Origin of the sequence: Bacillus sp. FSL R9-9530 (assembly GCF_038008145.1) — a bacterium.
In the GTDB taxonomy this organism is placed as follows: domain Bacteria; phylum Bacillota; class Bacilli; order Bacillales; family Bacillaceae_G; genus Bacillus_A; species Bacillus_A mycoides.
On the sequence record NZ_JBBOYO010000001.1, the window covers coordinates 3,780,474 to 3,801,511 of the forward strand.

16 protein-coding genes, 9 tRNA genes, 3 rRNA genes and 1 pseudogene are annotated in these 21,038 nt (G+C 40.7%); 2 read left to right on the top strand and 27 right to left on the bottom strand.

The annotated features are described in order from the left end of the window. Positions 1-75: 75 nt before the first annotated feature. The 21 genes and pseudogenes from MKX66_RS18895 to MKX66_RS18990 form a co-directional block, all read right to left on the bottom strand. Positions 76-234, bottom strand: coding sequence for a hypothetical protein (locus MKX66_RS18895; RefSeq protein WP_341086925.1), 159 nt, complete (start codon positions 232-234; stop codon positions 76-78). Between the two features lie 111 nt (positions 235-345). Beyond that, a complete protein-coding gene (gene glmS, locus MKX66_RS18900) occupies positions 346-2,148 on the bottom strand; it encodes a glutamine--fructose-6-phosphate transaminase (isomerizing) (protein ID WP_002029375.1) in 1,803 nt (600 codons plus the stop codon). Between the two features lie 12 nt (positions 2,149-2,160). Next, positions 2,161-2,345: pseudogene (locus MKX66_RS30900) on the bottom strand (hypothetical protein). 286 nt (positions 2,346-2,631) lie between these two features. After that, positions 2,632-3,978: a phosphoglucosamine mutase gene (gene glmM / locus MKX66_RS18905; protein WP_002029377.1), complete on the bottom strand. Its 1,347-nt coding sequence runs from the start codon at positions 3,976-3,978 to the stop codon at positions 2,632-2,634. Continuing rightward, complete coding sequence (locus MKX66_RS18910) at positions 3,971-5,488, bottom strand: CdaR family protein (protein ID WP_341086928.1); 1,518 nt, start codon at positions 5,486-5,488, stop codon at positions 3,971-3,973. Before MKX66_RS18910 ends, glmM begins: the two co-directional genes overlap by 8 nt. Beyond that, a complete protein-coding gene (gene cdaA, locus MKX66_RS18915; RefSeq protein ID WP_002124707.1) occupies positions 5,481-6,302 on the bottom strand; it encodes a diadenylate cyclase CdaA in 822 nt (273 codons plus the stop codon). Before cdaA ends, MKX66_RS18910 begins: the two co-directional genes overlap by 8 nt. A gap of 248 nt (positions 6,303-6,550) precedes the next feature. After that, positions 6,551-7,444: an arginase gene (gene rocF, locus MKX66_RS18920; protein ID WP_002029355.1), complete on the bottom strand. Its 894-nt coding sequence runs from the start codon at positions 7,442-7,444 to the stop codon at positions 6,551-6,553. Positions 7,445-7,714: 270 nt separating this feature from the next. Next, positions 7,715-8,860, bottom strand: coding sequence for a glycerate kinase (locus MKX66_RS18925; RefSeq protein WP_341086929.1), 1,146 nt, complete (start codon positions 8,858-8,860; stop codon positions 7,715-7,717). A gap of 125 nt (positions 8,861-8,985) precedes the next feature. Further along, positions 8,986-9,058, bottom strand: a tRNA-Ala gene (locus tag MKX66_RS18930). A 10-nt stretch (positions 9,059-9,068) separates the two neighbouring features. Continuing rightward, positions 9,069-9,140: transfer RNA gene (locus MKX66_RS18935), tRNA-Gly, on the bottom strand. Positions 9,141-9,145: 5 nt separating this feature from the next. Further along, a tRNA-Lys gene (locus MKX66_RS18940) sits at positions 9,146-9,221 on the bottom strand. A 5-nt stretch (positions 9,222-9,226) separates the two neighbouring features. Then, a tRNA-Gln gene (locus MKX66_RS18945) sits at positions 9,227-9,301 on the bottom strand. A gap of 65 nt (positions 9,302-9,366) precedes the next feature. Next, positions 9,367-9,450 (bottom strand) — tRNA-Tyr (locus tag MKX66_RS18950). A gap of 16 nt (positions 9,451-9,466) precedes the next feature. Beyond that, positions 9,467-9,542: transfer RNA gene (locus MKX66_RS18955), tRNA-Val, on the bottom strand. Between the two features lie 5 nt (positions 9,543-9,547). After that, positions 9,548-9,622: transfer RNA gene (locus MKX66_RS18960), tRNA-Glu, on the bottom strand. A gap of 22 nt (positions 9,623-9,644) precedes the next feature. Beyond that, positions 9,645-9,717, bottom strand: a tRNA-Thr gene (locus MKX66_RS18965). Between the two features lie 4 nt (positions 9,718-9,721). Beyond that, positions 9,722-9,796 (bottom strand) — tRNA-Asn (locus tag MKX66_RS18970). A gap of 9 nt (positions 9,797-9,805) precedes the next feature. Continuing rightward, positions 9,806-9,921: ribosomal RNA gene (rrf, locus tag MKX66_RS18975) — 5S ribosomal RNA — on the bottom strand. 90 nt (positions 9,922-10,011) lie between these two features. Further along, positions 10,012-12,933, bottom strand: a 23S ribosomal RNA gene (locus tag MKX66_RS18980). A gap of 146 nt (positions 12,934-13,079) precedes the next feature. Continuing rightward, a 16S ribosomal RNA gene (locus tag MKX66_RS18985) occupies positions 13,080-14,631 on the bottom strand. Together the 16S, 23S and 5S rRNA genes with 9 tRNA genes alongside form the textbook arrangement of a ribosomal RNA operon. A 224-nt stretch (positions 14,632-14,855) precedes the next feature. Further along, on the bottom strand, positions 14,856-15,074 hold the full coding sequence (locus MKX66_RS18990; protein WP_033708173.1) for a hypothetical protein: 219 nt from the start codon (positions 15,072-15,074) through the stop codon (positions 14,856-14,858). 193 nt (positions 15,075-15,267) lie between these two features. On the opposite strand from MKX66_RS18990, the gene pdaB reads away from it, so the two are divergent. Next, a complete protein-coding gene (gene pdaB / locus MKX66_RS18995; RefSeq protein ID WP_002091556.1) occupies positions 15,268-16,032 on the top strand; it encodes a polysaccharide deacetylase family sporulation protein PdaB in 765 nt (254 codons plus the stop codon). A gap of 124 nt (positions 16,033-16,156) precedes the next feature. Here the strand turns inward: pdaB and kbaA are convergent, their stop codons facing one another. Beyond that, on the bottom strand, positions 16,157-16,768 hold the full coding sequence (gene kbaA / locus MKX66_RS19000; RefSeq protein ID WP_002091555.1) for a KinB signaling pathway activation protein KbaA: 612 nt from the start codon (positions 16,766-16,768) through the stop codon (positions 16,157-16,159). Positions 16,769-16,907: 139 nt separating this feature from the next. Here kbaA and gerD point away from each other — a divergent pair, with 139 nt between their 5' ends. Next, a complete protein-coding gene (gene gerD / locus MKX66_RS19005; protein WP_002009716.1) occupies positions 16,908-17,522 on the top strand; it encodes a spore germination lipoprotein GerD in 615 nt (204 codons plus the stop codon). A gap of 53 nt (positions 17,523-17,575) precedes the next feature. On the opposite strand, the gene MKX66_RS19010 is transcribed toward gerD, so the two are convergent. The 5 genes from MKX66_RS19010 to rplM all read right to left on the bottom strand — a co-directional run bounded on the left by MKX66_RS19010 (position 17,576) and on the right by rplM (position 21,010). Next, positions 17,576-18,643 carry an Mrp/NBP35 family ATP-binding protein gene (locus MKX66_RS19010; protein WP_002029334.1) on the bottom strand — a complete coding sequence of 356 codons (1,068 nt, stop codon included), beginning with the start codon at positions 18,641-18,643 and terminating at the stop codon, positions 17,576-17,578. 144 nt (positions 18,644-18,787) lie between these two features. Continuing rightward, positions 18,788-19,501: an N-acetylmuramoyl-L-alanine amidase CwlD gene (cwlD, locus tag MKX66_RS19015; protein WP_002009721.1), complete on the bottom strand. Its 714-nt coding sequence runs from the start codon at positions 19,499-19,501 to the stop codon at positions 18,788-18,790. 66 nt (positions 19,502-19,567) lie between these two features. Next, positions 19,568-19,996 carry a DUF2521 family protein gene (locus tag MKX66_RS19020; RefSeq protein WP_002029335.1) on the bottom strand — a complete coding sequence of 143 codons (429 nt, stop codon included), beginning with the start codon at positions 19,994-19,996 and terminating at the stop codon, positions 19,568-19,570. A gap of 162 nt (positions 19,997-20,158) precedes the next feature. Next, positions 20,159-20,551 carry a 30S ribosomal protein S9 gene (gene rpsI / locus MKX66_RS19025; RefSeq protein ID WP_002009728.1) on the bottom strand — a complete coding sequence of 131 codons (393 nt, stop codon included), beginning with the start codon at positions 20,549-20,551 and terminating at the stop codon, positions 20,159-20,161. A 21-nt stretch (positions 20,552-20,572) separates the two neighbouring features. Continuing rightward, a complete protein-coding gene (rplM, locus tag MKX66_RS19030; RefSeq protein WP_002029337.1) occupies positions 20,573-21,010 on the bottom strand; it encodes a 50S ribosomal protein L13 in 438 nt (145 codons plus the stop codon). Between the last annotated feature and the right edge of the window lie 28 nt (positions 21,011-21,038).

Sequence of the window (21,038 nt, forward strand, 5' to 3'; positions counted from 1 at the left end):
CATCAACGAATATCTGAAATAACAACAGAAAATTCAGTTAAATGAAAGTAATTCCATCCCAAATTCAATAAAACCTCATGTTGTCTGCCGGTTTTTATACTTTTTAAATCCCACTGACCGATCTAATGAGGGATCATCTTGAATTTCAAGACAAGGCTGATAATCTCTCCCACTGCCAGTTCCTTGCCCCTCTTTAATCCACTTATCGATTTTAGATGTTCTTTTTTTCGACACAAAAATGCCCCTTTAGATAATCATATCCAAAGGGGCAAAGCTTCACAACTTTTTTATAAACGTCGTGACTTTATTTTAAATTTACAATAATCTAGTTACTCTACCAATCTCCTACTCAACAGTAACAGATTTAGCTAAGTTACGTGGCTTATCAACGTCACATTCGCGGTGAAGTGCTGCGTAGTATGAGATAAGTTGGAATGGAATAACTGCTACTAGCGGTGCTAGTGCTTCGTGTACAGCTGGTAATACGAAGCTGTCACCTTCCATTTCTAAGCCTTTCATTGAGATGATACATGGGTTAGCTCCGCGTGCTACTACTTCTTTCACGTTACCACGAATTCCAAGGTTTACGTGCTCTTGTGTAGCAAGTGCGATAACTGGTGTACCGTTTTCGATTAAGGCAATTGTACCGTGTTTTAATTCTCCTCCAGCAAATCCTTCTGCTTGGATGTAAGAGATTTCTTTTAGTTTTAACGCACCTTCTAAACCTACGAAGAAGTCTACGCTACGTCCGATGAAGAAGCAGTTACGCGTTGTTGCTAAAAATTGTTTTGCTAATGCGTCCATTTCTTCTTTTTGATCACAAAGTTCTATCATTGCATTTGCTACAAGTCCTAATTCGTGTGTTAAATCAAAATCAAGAACTTCGCCTTTTGCTTTAGCAATGTCCGCAGCTAAAATTGAAAGTACCGCAAGCTGTGCTGTGTAAGCTTTCGTTGATGCAACTGCGATTTCTGGTCCCGCGTATAACGGAAGTGTATAATCAGCTTCACGAGAAAGCGTAGAACCAGGTACGTTTGTAATCGTTAATGCTTTATGACCCATTTCATTCGTTTGTACAAGTACTGCACGGCTATCAGCTGTTTCACCACTTTGTGAAATGTAAATGAAGAATGGTCTCTCTGTTAATAATGGCATGTTATAAGAAAATTCACTTGCTACATGCACTTCAACTGGCATTTTTGCAAACTTCTCGATAAATTGTTTTCCAACAAGACCTGCATGATAACTTGTTCCACATGCAATGATGTAAATACGATCGCTATCTAAAATTGCGTTACGGATATCTTCATTCAGTTCAATCTCGCCATTTTCATCTTGGTACTTTTGAATTATATTACGGATTACAAGTGGTTGCTCATCGATTTCTTTAAGCATGAAATGAGGGTATGTTCCTTTTTCAATATCACTTGCGTCTAATTCCGCTGTAAACGGTGCACGTTCAATCGTTTCACCTTGTAAGTTTTTAATTGTAATACTTTCTTTCGTTACGATTACGATTTCTTTATCCATTAACTCAATAAATTGATCTGTAACTTGTAACATCGCCATAGCGTCGCTCGCCACAACATTAAAGTTGTCACCAACACCTACTAATAGCGGGCTTTTGTTTTTAGCAACATAAATCATGTTTGGATTTTCAGCATCAAGTAATCCGATTGCATAAGAGCCATGTAAAAGAGATAGCGTATTACGGAACGCTTCTTCTACACTTAGTCCTGTGCTCACTTGTTGTTCCATAAGTTGCACGATAATTTCTGTATCTGTTTCACTTACGAACGTTACATCTTGTAAATATTCCTTTTTCACTAACTCATAGTTTTCAATTACACCGTTATGAACTAGTGTAAAGCGTTTTGATGTACTTTGATGCGGATGCGCGTTTAGTTTGCTTGGAACACCGTGTGTAGCCCAGCGTGTGTGACCGATTCCCACGCTTGCTGCTACGTTCTCTTCTACGACTTCGCGAAGTTTTGCAATACGGCCTTTTTCTTTGTATACAACAACACCGTTCTCTGCTTGTACTGCAATACCTGCTGAATCATATCCGCGATATTCTAGCTTTTCTAAACCTTTTAATAAAATTTCCTTTGCATCTTGCTCTCCAATAAATCCTACGATTCCACACATGTTTAGTCGCCGTTACAAATGCTTACACTGCTTTGCGAACATGTAACGACATAGTCCGATACCATTTATTTATATTAAAAAAACGGATTACATATTGCTAGCCCTGTAAGCTTGTAACGGCTTTCACCTTCCTCTCGATTGGGTTAAAGTCCGTATATACTTATACAGCTAGTATTCATCCGTTCCTTTTCTCTCATCACACTTTCACCTTTGTCCACTAAGTCACCTTAATGTTTTAAGTAAAAGATTGCGGTTGTGATGAACAACCGGGAGTCATCCGCCGAAATCTCGATAAACTCCACCTCGTCAACTACACTACTTGTAGTTCTGGCGCTTTTATAATTTACAATATTTCCTTTGAGAAAAAGAACAAGACCATCGTATAACAAACAATATAAATCGTCAATGAAATTTTTTTCATTGTCTATAAAACATATGAAAAAGGAGCACTTCTTGTGCTCCTTTTAAAACAAATTTGGTAAATTATTCAGCTCCAACTTCCGCTTTCACAACTTCTACAATACGATGTACATACCCATCACAAATTTCTTGTGTCGGTGCTTCTGCCATTACACGAATAAGCGGTTCTGTTCCAGATGGACGAACAAGAATACGACCGTCTCCGTTCATTTCTTCCTCTACAACACGAATAATTTCTTTAATTTTCTCATTTTCTAATGCTAGTTTTTTATCTGTTACACGAACGTTTACTAGTAATTGTGGGAATTTTGTCATCTCGCCTGCAAGCTCAGATAATGGCTTTTTCGTCATTTTCATGATGTTTACAAGTTGAAGTGCACTTAACATTCCATCACCAGTTGTAATGTAATCAAGTAAGATAATATGACCTGATTGTTCTCCGCCCAGGTTATATCCACCACGTTTCATCTCTTCCATTACGTAGCGATCACCAACTGCTGTTTTATCACTTGTAATATTGTTTGCTTCAAGCGCTTTGTAGAAACCTAAGTTACTCATAACTGTTGAAACAACTGTATTATGTTTCAATTGACCAGTTTCTTTCATATACTTCGCGCAAATAAACATAATTTGATCGCCATCAACGATGTTTCCTTTTTCGTCTACTGCGATTAAACGGTCTCCGTCACCATCAAAAGCAAGACCAATGTCAGCACCTTTTTCTTTTACTAATTCAGCTAACACTTCTGGATGCGTAGAACCTACTCCAGCGTTAATATTCATACCGTTCGGTGAAGTTCCCATTGTTGAAATATCAGCTTCTAAATCTGCAAATAAATATGGAGCTAAAGAAGATGTAGCACCATGTGCACAATCTAAAGCAATATGTAAACCAGAGAAATCTTCCTCTACAGTTTGTTTAATGTATTGTAAATATTTTTGTCCACCTTCAAAGTAATCACTCACTTGTCCAAGGTTAGTACCTGTTGGACGTGGTAGCTCATCAACTTCTTTGTCTAATAACGCTTCAATTTCTGCTTCTTGCTCATCTGTTAATTTAAATCCATCTGAACCGAAGAACTTAATTCCATTATCTTGTACTGGGTTATGAGATGCAGAGATCATAACACCTGCTTGCGCCCCTAAAGCTTTTGTTAAATAAGCCACACCTGGTGTAGAAATAACACCAAGGCGCATTACTTCCGCTCCAGTTGATAATAGGCCTGCTACTAAAGCTCCTTCTAGCATATGTCCAGATACACGTGTATCACGGCCAATAATTACTTTTGGACGATCTGTATCTTTTGTTAATACATAGCCACCAAAACGTCCTATTTTAAAAGCTAATTCAGGTGTTAATTCCTTATTTGCAACCCCGCGTACTCCGTCTGTACCAAAATATTTACCCATTATTATTCGCTCCTTTTTCGTGCTCTTTTTGATTATCTACTGTTGGTTCTTGGCTCGTTTCTTGGCCATTTTCTTTTTCTTTTTCTTTTTCTTTGTCTTTTTCTTTTTCTTTGTCTTTTTCTTTTTCTTTTTCTTTTTCCTGATCCTTTTCTGGATCTGGTTCAGGATTTTTTGGTTTTTCAGTTTGATTTTCTTGATTGTTTTTTGAATCTGGTTGTTCAATATTACCCTGTACTTCTTTATCCGGCTTTTCTTTCTTCACAATTGTGACTTTAGCACTTTTTTGTTTTGCTTCTATCGAAATATTACCAGGACCACTCACTTGAATAGAAACATCTTTCGTCCCCGGAGATACATTTTGAAGATTAATCGCCGCTGTTATTTGAGCAGCTGTTATTTTATCTACTATACTTGCTTCTCCTGAAATATCAACGCTTATCTTTCCATCTTGTGGCGAAAGTAGCTGCGCAGTAACATCATTCGGAATTCCACTTTTTTGAATCGGGATACCATCAATAGTTTTACTTTTCGTTTGTTTTACCTTTTGTACCCCTACGGAAACCTTCACTTGATTTGGTTTTGCACTTGTTACACCTTTTGGCAATAAAACAGAGGCATCGAATGTTGTAGAATCCGTCAATTGACTAAAATCTACCTCGACCCCCTCTATAGATTGTATATTATCCAAAATGTCTTTTGGACCTGCTATCGTTACTTCTCTCGGCTCAACGCTAATATTTGTAACAGTCAATCCTTCTGGCAAACTCCCCTTTTTCGTATACGTCACAGGAACAGTTTTTTCAGTATTATTGGCCGTAGCTTGCGTCGCCACATTCAATGTTACACTAATTTTAGATGGACTCGTTCTTACATTTAAACGTTTTCCTTCTTTATTGTATAATGTAACTTCGGCTGTTTTTGTAACAGTTTTATTAACACCTTTTAAATCAATATACGCCTTAGCAGATGAAATACTTTCGATTTCTTCTTTCGTCCCAACTACCTCAACAGTATCAGGTTTAATGTTTGATTTTTCGAGAGTAGCACCCGCTGGCATCTGATCCTCATTTGATAATTTTAAGTCTACATGAACATATTTTCTCGCTTTTTCATGAAGAGTAACTTTGATTGTTGCTGGTTGGACTGTTCCTTTCACATCATCTGGAAGCCCATTCGCTTTTAAAGAAACTTCATAAGTTCCTTTTTGACTATCTCGCAAATCAACTGATATATCAAATTGTTTTTTTGCTTTCGCTGTAGCAACTGCTGATTTTGGACCTTCCAACTTCACCTTAACTCCACCTGATGGAATACCACTTACAATATATTTCTCTTCATCATACTTCAGGGTAATAGGATAATCAGTTAATGTTTCTTTCGTTTCATTTACGAAAGGTAATATACTCGATGTCGTATTTTTTTCAGTTAAAGTTGCTGACATGAAAAGCATACACGCCAATAGTAATGAGATTCCTTTTAAAAACCAATGATTCTCCATTAACTTATCCATGACGCTTTCTCCTCCAATTCCATAAAGACGAAGAAGTCGTTTTTTCGTTCCCACTAAATTCTGCTAACAACATGTCCTTCAGCTGTTCTGTCTTCAAATCACGATGTAACTTACCGTTTTTCGTTAAAGAAATTTGGCCTGTTTCTTCCGACACAACTACTGTAATACTATCAGTGACTTCACTAACTCCCATTGCAGCGCGATGCCTAGTTCCTAACTCCTTAGAAATAAATGGGCTTTCTGATAACGGAAGGTAACATGCTGCTGCTTTAATTGTACTTCCCTGCATAATTACTGCTCCATCATGAAGAGGGGTATTAGGGATAAAAATATTAATGAGTAATTCCGATGATACATTTGCATTTAGCGGAATACCCGTTTCTACATAATCATCCATCCCAGTCTCTTTTGACAAAGTAATTAGTGCACCAATTCTACGTTTTCCCATATATTCCGTTGCTTTAGCTATCGCTGTTGCAACAATTTCAGGTTCATCTTCCCCCTGATTTCCCACACGCGAAAATAAGCTACCCCGTCCTAGCTGCTCAAGTGCTCTTCTCAATTCTGGCTGGAAGATAATAATAACGGCTAAAAATCCCCACGTTAATACTTGTTCCGTTAGCCAATATAGCGTATGCAATTCAAGTAAAATACTAATCATCCGGACGACAATAATAACTGTAATACCTTTTAAAAGTTGCACAGCCTTCGTGCCCCGAATTATAAGAATTAGCTTATATATAATAAACCATACAACAGCAATATCTAATGCCGTACTAAGATATTTCAAAATGGTCGTATCTTCAAAAGGCATGCTAACCCTTCCTCCTACTTACGAGCAATTCTATCCATATATTGAAATATTATTTTATGCTCTATCTGTATGTATTTCCAACAACTAGTTAATTATACCATACATGAACCAAACGACAATTACAAACGCCCCCCTTTAGCTTAAATTGGTAAGATGTCAAACTTTATTATCCTACAGTATAATATAAGTCATTATTATACGCCTATTTTCAAATAAAAAAAGCAACTTCTCAGTTGCTTTTCTTACATTTATTTTAGTTTTTCACCGAACAAAGAACCCATTAAAGCAACCGCTGTTGTTGCTGTTCTGTTTCTCTCATCTAAAATCGTATTTACTTCAACAAATTCAGCAGATGTAACAATATCAGCTTCTGCTAACATCTCCATCGCTAAGTGGCTTTCACGATAAGATAGACCACCAATTACAGGTGTTCCAACTCCTGGTGCGTCATGAGGATCAAGCCCATCTAAATCTAATGATAAATGAACACCGTCAGTATGAGATAAATACGCAATTGTTTCTTCCATAACAGCCGTCATACCCATACGATCAATTTCATGCATTGAGAATACTTTAATGCCTTCTTCACGAATAAAGTCCTTTTCTCCTTCATCTAATGCACGTGCACCTATAATTACAACGTTCTCTTTTTTTACTTTCGGGTATGCCCCGTATAAATCTACAAGTGAAGAATGTCCATAACCTAAACTTGCAGCAAGTGACATACCGTGAATATTTCCAGATGGTGATGTTTCTTCTGTATTTAAATCACCGTGTGCATCATACCAAATAACACCTAAATTTTTATAATGTTTCGCCACACCAGCTAGCGTACCGATAGCAATACTATGATCACCACCTAATACAAGTGGAAAACGACCTTCTTCTATAATATGATCAACCTTAGTCGCTAGTTCATTACATACAGTTGCAACTTGAGTAAGGTTTCGTAACTTTGTATTTTCATCTACTTCTTTTTCTCTCTCTATACATATATCTCCCATATCTTTTACGTCATATCCAATTTGTTCAATTCTTTCAACTACCCCTGCATAACGGATCGCGCTTGGTCCCATATCAACCCCGCGACGCATCTGTCCTAAATCCATTGGAACTCCAATAACTGAGATTTCTTTTTTCATAGATAGTATCCCCCTTTTATGCCTTCACTAAATATTTTAAATCTTTTATATAGTCTGACTCAACTCGACATTTTTCTGCATGGATATACATTTTATTCACTTATATTTACGTTGGACTCCCGATTTTCAAACTATTCTATGTATAAAGTTAACTTAATGAACCAACTAACTTTTCTATCAGCTAATATTTTTATCCGTGCCTTTCTCCATCAATACCTAGAATTACACAAAATATCCTCAAATAACTGAATTTAAAAAACACTTCTACACTTAGAAGCGTTTTTCTGATGCTAGTTTCCACACTGCTGCAATATTTCTCGCTGTCATTTCTATATTCTCTTCTGCCCTTTTATATGCCTCTTCTAATGTCATTGGACTTGCTGTAATACTAAATACTGCATCAATTCCCTTTTCATAAACAATTGTATAGTTCGGAGATACAGATCCACCAATAGCAATTACAGGAATATGACGGCATTTCGCCCGCTTCGCGACACCAACAGGAGCTTTTCCATAAGCTGTTTGTTCATCTATCCTTCCCTCACCAGTTACAATAAGATCGGCACCCTCTATACACTTATCAAAATTTGTATAATCTAATACAATTTCAATCCCTTTTCTTAGCTGTCCCTTTAGTACTGCAACGACAGCGGCTCCCATTCCTCCAGCTGCCCCTGCACCAGGTATTAGGGACACATCAAAAGATACGTACTGTTTAAGTATATTAGCATAATGTTTTAAATTCCCGTCTAGCTCTTTCATCATCTCTACATTCGCACCCTTTTGTCTCCCAAATACAAAAGACGCTCCCTTTGGTCCAACTAATGGATTGTCGACATCACATGCTGCTTCTAGCTTTATATCCTTCAAACGTGTATCCATACGAGAAAGGTTAAGAGCAGTAATCAAATGTAATGTTCCTCCAGAGGGCTCAATTACTTCACCTTTCCTATTAATAAACTCTACGCCTAAAGCAGACAACATACCTGCCCCACCATCATTTGTAGCACTTCCTCCAAGCCCTAAAATAATGTGTTTAGCTCCTTGATCTAATGCATGTAATATCAGTTCACCTGTCCCTTTTGTCGTTGTAATAAGTGGGTTTCTCTTTTCAATTGGAACGTGTTGTAATCCTGATGCTGCCGCCATTTCAATAAATGCTGTCTCCTTATCCTTAGACATACCATAATAGGCTTGCACACTCTCCCCAAGCGGCCCTGTCACAGTAAGTGATATAATTCCCCCCATTGTAGCACCAACAAGAGATTCGACCGTTCCTTCACCTCCATCTCCAATTGGTACTTTAACGTACTCTGCTTTAGGAAAAACTGCTGCAAAGCCCCTTTCAATAGCTTCACATACCTCTATAGCTTTCAGGCTTTCTTTATATGAATCCGATGCAATGACAACTTTCATAATTATCCCCCCTTATTCAATCCCTTTTTTTCATTTTAAACGATATACGGAAAAGTTTCCTTTTTGAGTGGAATTTAAACACAAAAAAAGCTTACATCATTTGATGTAAGCTTTTCCTATTTATATGGAGCCTAGCGGGATCGAACCGCTGACCTCCTGCGTGCAAGGCAGGCGCTCTCCCAGCTGAGCTAAGGCCCCTTAGTAATTAAGCGGAAGACGGGATTCGAACCCGCGACCCCAACCTTGGCAAGGTTGTATTCTACCACTGAACTACTTCCGCGAAAATGGTGAGCCATGAAGGATTCGAACCTTCGACCCTCTGATTAAAAGTCAGATGCTCTACCAACTGAGCTAATGGCTCGTAAATGGCTGGGCTAGCTGGATTCGAACCAGCGCATGACGGAGTCAAAGTCCGTTGCCTTACCGCTTGGCTATAGCCCATTAATATTTACTAGTATGGTTATCTTTTCAAAAAAATAAACCCTCTCAGGTTATTTTAAAGAAAATGGTGGAGGGGGGCAGATTCGAACTGCCGAACCCAAAGGAGCGGATTTACAGTCCGCCGCGTTTAGCCACTTCGCTACCCCTCCGACATTTAAAAATATATGGTGGAGGATGACGGGATCGAACCGCCGACCCCCTGCTTGTAAGGCAGGTGCTCTCCCAGCTGAGCTAATCCTCCAAAAGTGGTGACCCGTACGGGATTCGAACCCGTGTTACCGCCGTGAAAGGGCGGTGTCTTAACCACTTGACCAACGGGCCAAAAAAAACAAAACTTTTCCCAAGCTTCCAACCGGGCTTGAACCGGTGACCTCTTCCTTACCATGGAAGTACTCTACCAGCTGAGCTATGGAAGCATAATGGCTCCGCAGGTAGGAATCGAACCTACGACCGATCGGTTAACAGCCGATAGCTCTACCGCTGAGCTACTGCGGAATAATATAAGCCTGGCAACGTCCTACTCTCACAGGGACAAGGTCCCAACTACCATCGGCGCTAGAGAGCTTAACTTCCGTGTTCGGTATGGGAACGGGTGTGACCTCTCTGCCATCATTACCAGACTTTTATCATTATACACATTCTTTTGAGAATGTCCAAAGGAATTTTAAATATATATTCCTTCAAAACTAGATAACATTGCTTCATATTATATGGTTAAGTCCTCGATCTATTAGTATTCGTCAGCTCCACATGTCACCATGCTTCCACCTCGAACCTATCAACCTGATCATCTTTCAGGGATCTTACTAGCTTACGCTATGGGAAATCTCATCTTGAGGGGGGCTTCATGCTTAGATGCTTTCAGCACTTATCCCTTCCGCACATAGCTACCCAGCTATGCCCTTGGCAGAACAACTGGTACACCAGCGGTGCGTCCATCCCGGTCCTCTCGTACTAAGGACAGCTCCTCTCAAATTTCCTGCGCCCACGACGGATAGGGACCGAACTGTCTCACGACGTTCTGAACCCAGCTCGCGTACCGCTTTAATGGGCGAACAGCCCAACCCTTGGGACCGACTACAGCCCCAGGATGCGATGAGCCGACATCGAGGTGCCAAACCTCCCCGTCGATGTGGACTCTTGGGGGAGATAAGCCTGTTATCCCCGGGGTAGCTTTTATCCGTTGAGCGATGGCCCTTCCATGCGGAACCACCGGATCACTAAGCCCGACTTTCGTCCCTGCTCGACTTGTAGGTCTCGCAGTCAAGCTCCCTTATGCCTTTGCACTCTACGAATGATTTCCAACCATTCTGAGGGAACCTTTGGGCGCCTCCGTTACACTTTAGGAGGCGACCGCCCCAGTCAAACTGCCCACCTGACACTGTCTCCCGGGTCGATGAGACCCGTAGGTTAGAATTTCAATACAGTCAGGGCGGTATCCCACCAGCGCCTCCACCGAAGCTAGCGCTCCGGTTTCAATGGCTCCCGCCTATCCTGTACAAACTGTACCAAAATTCAATATCAGGCTACAGTAAAGCTCCACGGGGTCTTTCCGTCCTGTCGCGGGTAACCTGCATCTTCACAGGTACTATAATTTCACCGAGTCTCTGGTTGAGACAGTGCCCAAATCGTTACACCTTTCGTGCGGGTCGGAACTTACCCGACAAGGAATTTCGCTACCTTAGGACCGTTATAGTTACGGCCGCCGTTTACTGGGGCTTCAGTTCAGAGCTTCGCTTACGCTAACCCCTCTCCTTAACCTTCCAGCACCGGGCAGGTGTCAGCCCCTATACTTCGCCTTACGGCTTCGCAGAGACCTGTGTTTTTGCTAAACAGTCGCTTGGGCCTATTCACTGCGGCTTTCCGTTAAGAAAGCACCCCTTCTCCCGAAGTTACGGGGTCATTTTGCCGAGTTCCTTAACCAGAGTTCTCTCGCACACCTTAGGATTCTCTCCTCGCCTACCTGTGTCGGTTTGCGGTACAGGCACCTTTTATCTCGCTAGAAGCTTTTCTTGGCAGCGGGGAATCAAAGACTTCGCTCCATAAGGAGCTTCCCCATCACAGCTCAGCCTTCACGATAAGCGGATTTGCCTACTTATCAGCCTAACTGCTTGGACGTGCACAACCAATCGCACGCTTCTTCTATCCTTCTGCGTCCCTCCATTGCTCAAACGATAAAGAGGTGGTACAGGAATATCAACCTGTTGTCCATCGCCTACGCCTGTCGGCCTCGGCTTAGGTCCTGACTAACCCTGAGCGGACGAGCCTTCCTCAGGAAACCTTAGGCATTCGGTGGACGGGATTCTCACCCGTCTTTCGCTACTCATACCGGCATTCTCACTTCTAAGCGCTCCACCAGTCCTTCCGGTCTGACTTCACTGCACTTAGAACGCTCCCCTACCACTGATACCATTGGTATCAATTCGCAGCTTCGGTGGTGTATTTAGCCCCGGTACATTTTCGGCGCAGAGTCACTCGACTAGTGAGCTATTACGCACTCTTTAAATGGTGGCTGCTTCTGAGCCAACATCCTAGTTGTCTAAGCAACTCCACATCCTTTTCCACTTAATACACACTTTGGGACCTTAGCTGGCGATCTGGGCTGTTTCCCTCTTGACTACGGATCTTATCACTCGCAGTCTGACTCCTAAGGATAAGTCATTGGCATTCGGAGTTTGACTGAATTCGGTAATCCGATGAGGACCCCTAGTTCAATCAGTGCTCTACCTCCAAGACTCTTACACTTAAGGCTAGCCCTAAAGCTATTTCGGGGAGAACCAGCTATCTCCAGGTTCGATTGGAATTTCTCCGCTACCCACACCTCATCCCCGCACTTTTCAACGTGCGTGGGTTCGGGCCTCCATTCAGTGTTACCTGAACTTCACCCTGGACATGGGTAGATCACCTGGTTTCGGGTCTACGACCACGTACTAAACGCCCTATTCAGACTCGCTTTCGCTGCGGCTCCGCCTCTTCAGCTTAACCTCGCACGGGATCGTAACTCGCCGGTTCATTCTACAAAAGGCACGCCATCACCCATTAACGGGCTCTGACTATTTGTAGGCACACGGTTTCAGGATCTCTTTCACTCCCCTTCCGGGGTGCTTTTCACCTTTCCCTCACGGTACTGGTTCACTATCGATCACTAGGGAGTATTTAGCCTTGGGAGATGGTCCTCCCAGATTCCGACGGAATTTCACGTGTTCCGCCGTACTCAGGATACATTCAAGAGAGAACGAAGTTTCGACTACGGGGTTATTACCCTCTGTGACGGACCTTTCCAGGTCGCTTCGTCTACCTCGTTCCTTTGTAACTCCGTATAGAATGTCCTACAACCCCAAGAGGCAAGCCTCTTGGTTTGGGCTAGATTCCGTTTCGCTCGCCGCTACTCAGGAAATCGCATTTGCTTTCTCTTCCTCCAGGTACTTAGATGTTTCAGTTCCCTGGGTCTGTCTTCCATACCCTATGTATTCAGGTAAGGATACCATACCATTACGTATAGTGGGTTTCCCCATTCGGAAATCTTCGGATCAAAGCTTACTTACAGCTCCCCGAAGCATATCGGCGTTAGTCCCGTCCTTCATCGACTCCTAGTGTCAAGGCATCCACCGTGCGCCCTTTCTAACTTAACCAAACTAAAATTAAAAAAATATGAGCTACACTGTTATCTAGTTTTCAAAGAACATACATTTAAACTTGAGAGATAGTTCTCTCAAAACTGAACGAAACAAAACAAGTCAACGTTTATTGATGAACTGCGTTCATCAATTCTCCATAGAAAGGAGGTGATCCAGCCGCACCTTCCGATACGGCTACCTTGTTACGACTTCACCCCAATCATCTGTCCCACCTTAGGCGGCTGGCTCCATAAAGGTTACCCCACCGACTTCGGGTGTTACAAACTCTCGTGGTGTGACGGGCGGTGTGTACAAGGCCCGGGAACGTATTCACCGCGGCATGCTGATCCGCGATTACTAGCGATTCCAGCTTCATGTAGGCGAGTTGCAGCCTACAATCCGAACTGAGAACGGTTTTATGAGATTAGCTCCACCTCGCGGTCTTGCAGCTCTTTGTACCGTCCATTGTAGCACGTGTGTAGCCCAGGTCATAAGGGGCATGATGATTTGACGTCATCCCCACCTTCCTCCGGTTTGTCACCGGCAGTCACCTTAGAGTGCCCAACTTAATGATGGCAACTAAGATCAAGGGTTGCGCTCGTTGCGGGACTTAACCCAACATCTCACGACACGAGCTGACGACAACCATGCACCACCTGTCACTCTGCTCCCGAAGGAGAAGCTCTATCTCTAGAGTTTTCAGAGGATGTCAAGACCTGGTAAGGTTCTTCGCGTTGCTTCGAATTAAACCACATGCTCCACCGCTTGTGCGGGCCCCCGTCAATTCCTTTGAGTTTCAGCCTTGCGGCCGTACTCCCCAGGCGGAGTGCTTAATGCGTTAACTTCAGCACTAAAGGGCGGAAACCCTCTAACACTTAGCACTCATCGTTTACGGCGTGGACTACCAGGGTATCTAATCCTGTTTGCTCCCCACGCTTTCGCGCCTCAGTGTCAGTTACAGACCAGAAAGTCGCCTTCGCCACTGGTGTTCCTCCATATCTCTACGCATTTCACCGCTACACATGGAATTCCACTTTCCTCTTCTGCACTCAAGTCTCCCAGTTTCCAATGACCCTCCACGGTTGAGCCGTGGGCTTTCACATCAGACTTAAGAAACCACCTGCGCGCGCTTTACGCCCAATAATTCCGGATAACGCTTGCCACCTACGTATTACCGCGGCTGCTGGCACGTAGTTAGCCGTGGCTTTCTGGTTAGGTACCGTCAAGGTGCCAGCTTATTCAACTAGCACTTGTTCTTCCCTAACAACAGAGTTTTACGACCCGAAAGCCTTCATCACTCACGCGGCGTTGCTCCGTCAGACTTTCGTCCATTGCGGAAGATTCCCTACTGCTGCCTCCCGTAGGAGTCTGGGCCGTGTCTCAGTCCCAGTGTGGCCGATCACCCTCTCAGGTCGGCTACGCATCGTCGCCTTGGTGAGCCGTTACCTCACCAACTAGCTAATGCGACGCGGGTCCATCCATAAGTGACAGCCGAAGCCGCCTTTCAATTTCGAACTATGCAGTTCAAAATATTATCCGGTATTAGCCCCGGTTTCCCGGAGTTATCCCAGTCTTATGGGTAGGTTACCCACGTGTTACTCACCCGTCCGCCGCTAACTTCATAAGAGCAAGCTCTTAATCCATTCGCTCGACTTGCATGTATTAGGCACGCCGCCAGCGTTCATCCTGAGCCAGGATCAAACTCTCCAATAAAGTTAGTTTGTCTAGCATCTAAAAATAAAAATTGACGTTCACGTTGTTTGTTTCGTTCAGTTTTCAAAGAACTACTTAGTCGCTCATTTGCGACTTCCTTATGTTAACATCTTCATTTTTCGATGTCAACTAAGTTTTTTAATTTCTTTTTTGTCGTTTTCTGCGTTTCTGCATCAGCGACGTTTATTAATTTATCATATCCTTACTCTTAGCGTCAACACTTTTTAATAAAAAATTCTTTTTCTTACATAACGAATACATTCTTCCCTATTAGCAACTCTCCGAAATAAACAAAAAATGATTTTATACCTTTCTTCCATCGCCTTTTTTACAACGCTATGTATACGCTCATCTTCAAAATCAAATAAAAGTTCCTCTAACTCTCTCTTCAGTATGTATTCAATTTCTTTTTTCTCTTCCTTCGTCAACATAATCCCAAGCAAATTATCACCCCAATAACTCCTTACGTGTACCGATAAACGCCCCACTCATTTTCAATTATCAATACTGTATCATCAAAAAACAAAATTCTATCACTCATTATATCCACCACTTACGATATTAATCCCTTGTTCTCTTTTTTTAATTTAAAGCATATATGTAACTGAAAAGGATTGGACAAAGGGGCGTAATATTATGTTTTTCTTTTTTATTACGAGTAAAAGAACATTTAAACACATTAGCTTAATAATCGTACTTTCCTTATTTACAGCATGGCTACTCTTTTTAAAAACATATTCACATGAATCTGCTTTTTCAACTGCTACTGGCCCTAAAGTGATTTACAAAGGGGACACTGCAAAAAAACAAGTTGCATTCACGTTTGACATTAGTTGGGGGGACAAAAAAGCTATTCCAATCCTTAATACACTCAAAGAAAGAGAAATTAAGAATGCAACCTTCTTTCTCTCTGCTGCATGGGCTGAAAGACACCCTGATATTGTCGAACGCATCATGAAAGATGGACATGAGATTGGTAGTATGGGCTATAATTACACATCCTACACTTCACTAGAAGCAAATGAAATACGACGAGATCTTTTGCGGGCACAAGATGTTTTTACGAAACTTGGCGTAAAACAAGTCAAGCTATTACGTCCACCTAGTGGCGATTTTAACAAAACAACTCTTAAAATAGCGGAATCACTCGGATACACCATCGTTCATTGGAGTAACAATTCAAATGACTGGAAAAATCCCGGCGTAAATAAAATCATTTCCACAGTCTCTAGCAATTTAAAGGGTGGAGATATCGTCTTATTACATGCTTCTGATTCTGCCCTTCAAACAAATAAGGCTTTACCATTACTCTTACAAAAATTAAAGAGCGACGGATATGAACAAACATCTGTATCACAACTTATTTCCAACACAAGTACAAAAAGTGAAGATATTAAGTAGTTCCTTTCTACACGGTTCTTCACACATAAAAAGCTCTGCTATCTTTTGTTAAGATAGCAGAGCTTTTTTATCCTAGCATTTACAGACGATAAGAATCTGGATAATTAAAAATCCACTCTCCTCATTAAGCTGACTTACTCTTTTGTCCAATTAAACGATGCAATACAAGTAACTGATATGAATTACATAATAAAAGTGGTATCACCATTAAATATAACCAATCTGTATCATTAATCCGGAGCGCTGGTACCCATTCAAGAATTGTTACAACAACCATAAAGAACAGAGCGGGAACAAATGCTTTTTTATTCGTTTCTTTACTCTTTATATAAGCGACAATTGCCCCAAACATAAATAACATCCCAGCAACAAGTATGTTATTCCCTAATGAAACTTCCCCATTTGCAACAAGTACTGACCTTAAATAAACGAAATCAAACAATACGAACGCAATAAAGAACAGTTGCACTGTATTCCATAAAGAAGATGACCGAAACATCCCTAATCCAAAACGATGGATCGTTAAATACGCAAAGAATCCCATTTGACTTATAACACTAAAAATAAATCCTACGCCCATCAACCAAAAGGAAATTGCTAAAATCTCTTTTCCGTCGAAATTTTGAAAAAATTTAGCGTACTTGTCCCACTCTAAAACAAAACCAATAAAGACTGTGCTAATCCCACCAAGAAACAACGTCGTAAAAAATAGTCGTACCCACTTGCGGCTATTCACAACACATCCCCCATTATTCTTATATTTCTAATTAAATTGTAACAATGACAATTTCAAAAAGCTAGCCATGTTAATGTATAAATTCCTTAAAGAGATTTATATTAAAAAAAGAGAACTTTGCTGAAAGGAGCTCCAACTTATGAAACGGATGCTGCTCGTTTTGATTTCTTCTTTTCTATTTATAGCACTAGCGGCATGTGCACAAGAAAAAGAAGCAAAATCCGAACTTGATTATGATCAAACAAAAAAAATGATTGTTGATATTTTAAAAACCGATCAAGGAAAAAAAGCGATCCAAGATGTATTAACTGATGAAAAAATGAAACAAGCACTCATACTAGATGAAACAGTAGTAAAGAAAACGATTGAAGATGCACTGGTATCTGAAAAAGGGCAACAATTCTGGGAAAAGCTCTTTAAAGACCCTGAGTTCTCATCGAAATTTGCTAAAAGTATGGGAAAAGAACAAACAAACTTAATGAAAACTTTACTAAAAGATCCTGAATACCAATCAGGTGTTATAGAGATTATGAAAAATCCTGAAGTAGAGAAAATTATGTTACAAACAATGAAGAGTAAAGAATATCGTCAATATTTACAGCAAGTACTAACTGAAACTGCCGAAAGTCCTCTCTTCCAAGCTAAGATGATTGACATCATTAGTAAAGGTGTACAAAAAGCCGAAAAAGGTGGGTCTGATAAGAAAGGCGCAGGTGGTGAAGGCGGTTCTCAAGATGGGAACAAAGAACAATAATAAAAATTATAGCACTGAGTGGACAATGTATATATTGTCCACTCATTACTACTTTAATTTTGCGCGACAGCTGTTTTATCAATAACTGTCTCAGCTATCGTACGATAAATGAGACCCGTTGTATGTGTATCTTCATATACTGACGGCGCAAAGTCCTCTTTATTCCAATCAGGTTGTTGAAGTGGAATTCGGCCAAGTATATCCGTTTGGAGTTCCGTAGCCAATTTATCTCCTCCACCTCTTCCAAACACATACTCTTTTTCACCAGTTGCTTTACTTTCAAAATACGCCATATTTTCAACAACACCAAGAATACTATGTTCTGTACGTAAAGCCATGGCTCCAGCGCGCGCTGCTACAAATGCCGCTGTTGGATGCGGCGTTGTTACAATAATCTCTTTACAAGCCGGCAACATCGAATGTACATCTAAAGCAACATCACCCGTACCTGGTGGTAGGTCCAATACTAAGTAATCTAAATCACCCCACTCTACTTCTGTGAAAAAGTGATTTAACATTTTCCCAAGCATCGGTCCTCTCCAAATAACAGGTGCGTTATCTTCTACAAAGAATCCCATTGAGATTACTTTCACGCCTAGACGCTCCACTGGTATTATCTTATCACCTCTTACGATTGGACGTTTTTCTATACCCATCATATCCGGTACACTAAAACCGTAAATATCCGCGTCGATGATACCAACTTTTTTGCCTAAACGAGCTAAAGCAATTGCAAGGTTAACAGAAACAGTTGATTTCCCTACTCCACCTTTTCCACTTGCCACTGCTAAAAATGTTGTATTTGAGTTCGGTGATAATAAGGATTCACTTTTCTCTTCCTCTTGCGGTGGTGCAAACTGAGCTAATTCCTCTTCTGTAAATTCTGCAAAACGAAGTCCCACTGTTGTTGCTCCAAGTTCTTTTACTAACTTTACAATTCCAGACTGCAACTGCATTTGTTCCGCTGTACCCGTCTTTACAATTGCAATTTTAACACTTACATGTTCCTTCTCAGGCTTGACTGTCACCTCTTTAATTGCATTTGTTTCTTTTAACGTTTTATGTATAAACGGATCTACAATCCCTTCCAATGCTTCCACTACCTGCTCTTTTGTTACCATAATTAGCCCAGCCCCCTGTATGAAAAATAACGTATTGTTAATTAAATTTATCTCTCTTTATTTTTGAAATAAATGCGTTTACATTTCCAGTATAACATATTTTCGGAAAACTTCGTTAACGAGAGAAACTCGAAAAAATCCTCCTTATTCTGGAGGATTTCCTTTTTCCGTAAAATAACGTAATATACCACGATATATTGCAGCAGCTACTTTTTGTTGGTATTTCTCCGAATTTAACATATATCTTTCATTCACATTCGATAAAAAGCCAGCCTCAATTAAAGCACCTGGTGTTTTGGCATACTTCAATAAATACACGTGAGGAATTGTTTTAGCAGAACGATTCGTATTTTCTAAGCTTGTTCTCAATTCAGCTTGTATAAATTTCGCAGCCCGTTCATTTTCAATAGAAGAACGATAGTAGAACGTTTGTGCGCCCTTAGATCCACTACTAGTTAGGGCATTTAAATGAATACTCGCAAAAAAGTCTACATCAGGCTTATTAATGATCTCAACACGCTTTTTTAAATCCTCTGCTTTACGTCTACTATATGACTTTGTATCTTTATTAGCTAAATCATAATCTCCTTCACGCGTTAAAATAACTAAAGCACCTTGTTCTTGTAAATAATCTTGTACCTTTTTTGTAATCTCAAGTGTAATATCTTTTTCTACAATATCCTTTCCACCAACAGCCCCTCCGTCTGGTCCACCATGCCCAGCATCTAGTACAATCACTTTCCCTGATAAGGGTAAATTCCAAGCTCGCCACGATTTTGTAATTTGAAATTCTTGTTTAACTAAAAAAAACAAAACAACCGCAGCGAGCGCAAAAGAGATAATTCGAATTCTCTTCATACCTTTCCTCCTCCAGCTAGTCCCTCTAATTACTTATATGGGACAAGAGGAAAGTTTATGCTTGTCTTAGTGTAGCTTTAATCGATATCTTCTTTCGCCTTTTTCATAGCCTTCCTGCCACCACAAGCCGATAAACTGCTGGCAAGATTCAAAAAGCAATTCCTCGTCTTGCAACTTAATTTCACGTATAGTCATACTCGTTAAAAATTGAAATAACGTTTCAGTTAATTGTTGTTCTTCTTCTAAAGCCCTATATTTCACATCAAAGAATGATTCGCCATGATAACCAAATTTACTGTATCTCGCTCCTAATAAATAAGATTCTATCCCTAGTTCAATGCAATAATCTTCATACTGACGATGAAGTTCTTGCATTTGAAAGGCATCACGAATATTTAAACGCAATGTTTTTAATGATAATTCTCGCAGCATCTTCCGCTCGTATTTTAACTGCTTTTCTTTTTGTTTTTCTTGTAAGCTGACAATGACATTCATAGTACTTATAAACCTCCCTAATACGTATTAGTCTAAACTTCTAAAGAAGAAGCATACGTAGGACGGTAGCACTAAAATATTCCAAGCTAAAAAAATTACAAAAGAAGAATTAAACATAAAAAAACCCCAACCAAAATGGTTGGGGTTTGTAGTTCGCAAAAATTAACGTTTTGAGAACTGAGGTGCACGACGTGCGCCTTTAAGACCGTATTTTTTACGCTCTTTCATACGTGCGTCACGAGTTAATAGACCCGCACGTTTTAATGTTAGACGGTATTCTGGATCAGCTTTTAATAAAGCGCGAGAAATACCGTGACGAATAGCACCAGCTTGACCAGTGTATCCACCACCATTTACGTTTACAAGTACATTGTAGTTACCTAAAGTTTCTGTTGCAACTAGAGGTTGTTTCACTACTTCACGTAATGCAGCAAATGGGATATAGTTTTCAAAATCACGACCGTTAATAATAACGCGTCCTTCGCCTGGAACTAGGCGTACGCGCGCTACTGAACTCTTACGACGTCCAGTGCCATAGTATTGAACCTGTGCCAAAGTAAGCCCTCCTTTAATTAATTATCCGCGAAGTTCGTAAACTTCTGGTTGTTGTGCTTGGTGTGGATGCTCTGCTCCAGCATACACGTTTAATTTCTTAGACACTTGACGTCCTAAACGTCCTTTTGGAAGCATGCCTTTAATTGCAAGCTCTAACATTTGTACAGGGTAGTTTGTACGCATTTCTAGAGCTGTTCTTTGCTTAAGTCCACCTGGGTGGTTAGTGTGACGGTAGTAAATTTTATCGTTTAATTTATTACCTGTTAAATGAATTTTCTCAGCGTTAATAATAATTACATGATCACCCGTGTCAACGTGTGGTGTAAATGTTGGTTTGTGTTTACCACGTAAAATGGATGCTACTTCAGTAGATAGGCGACCTAAAGTTTGACCTTCAGCATCAACCACATACCATTTACGCTCAACTTCGTTAGCTTTTGCCATAAAAGTCGTACGCATGTGTTTCCCTCCTCGTTATCTTTTCCAT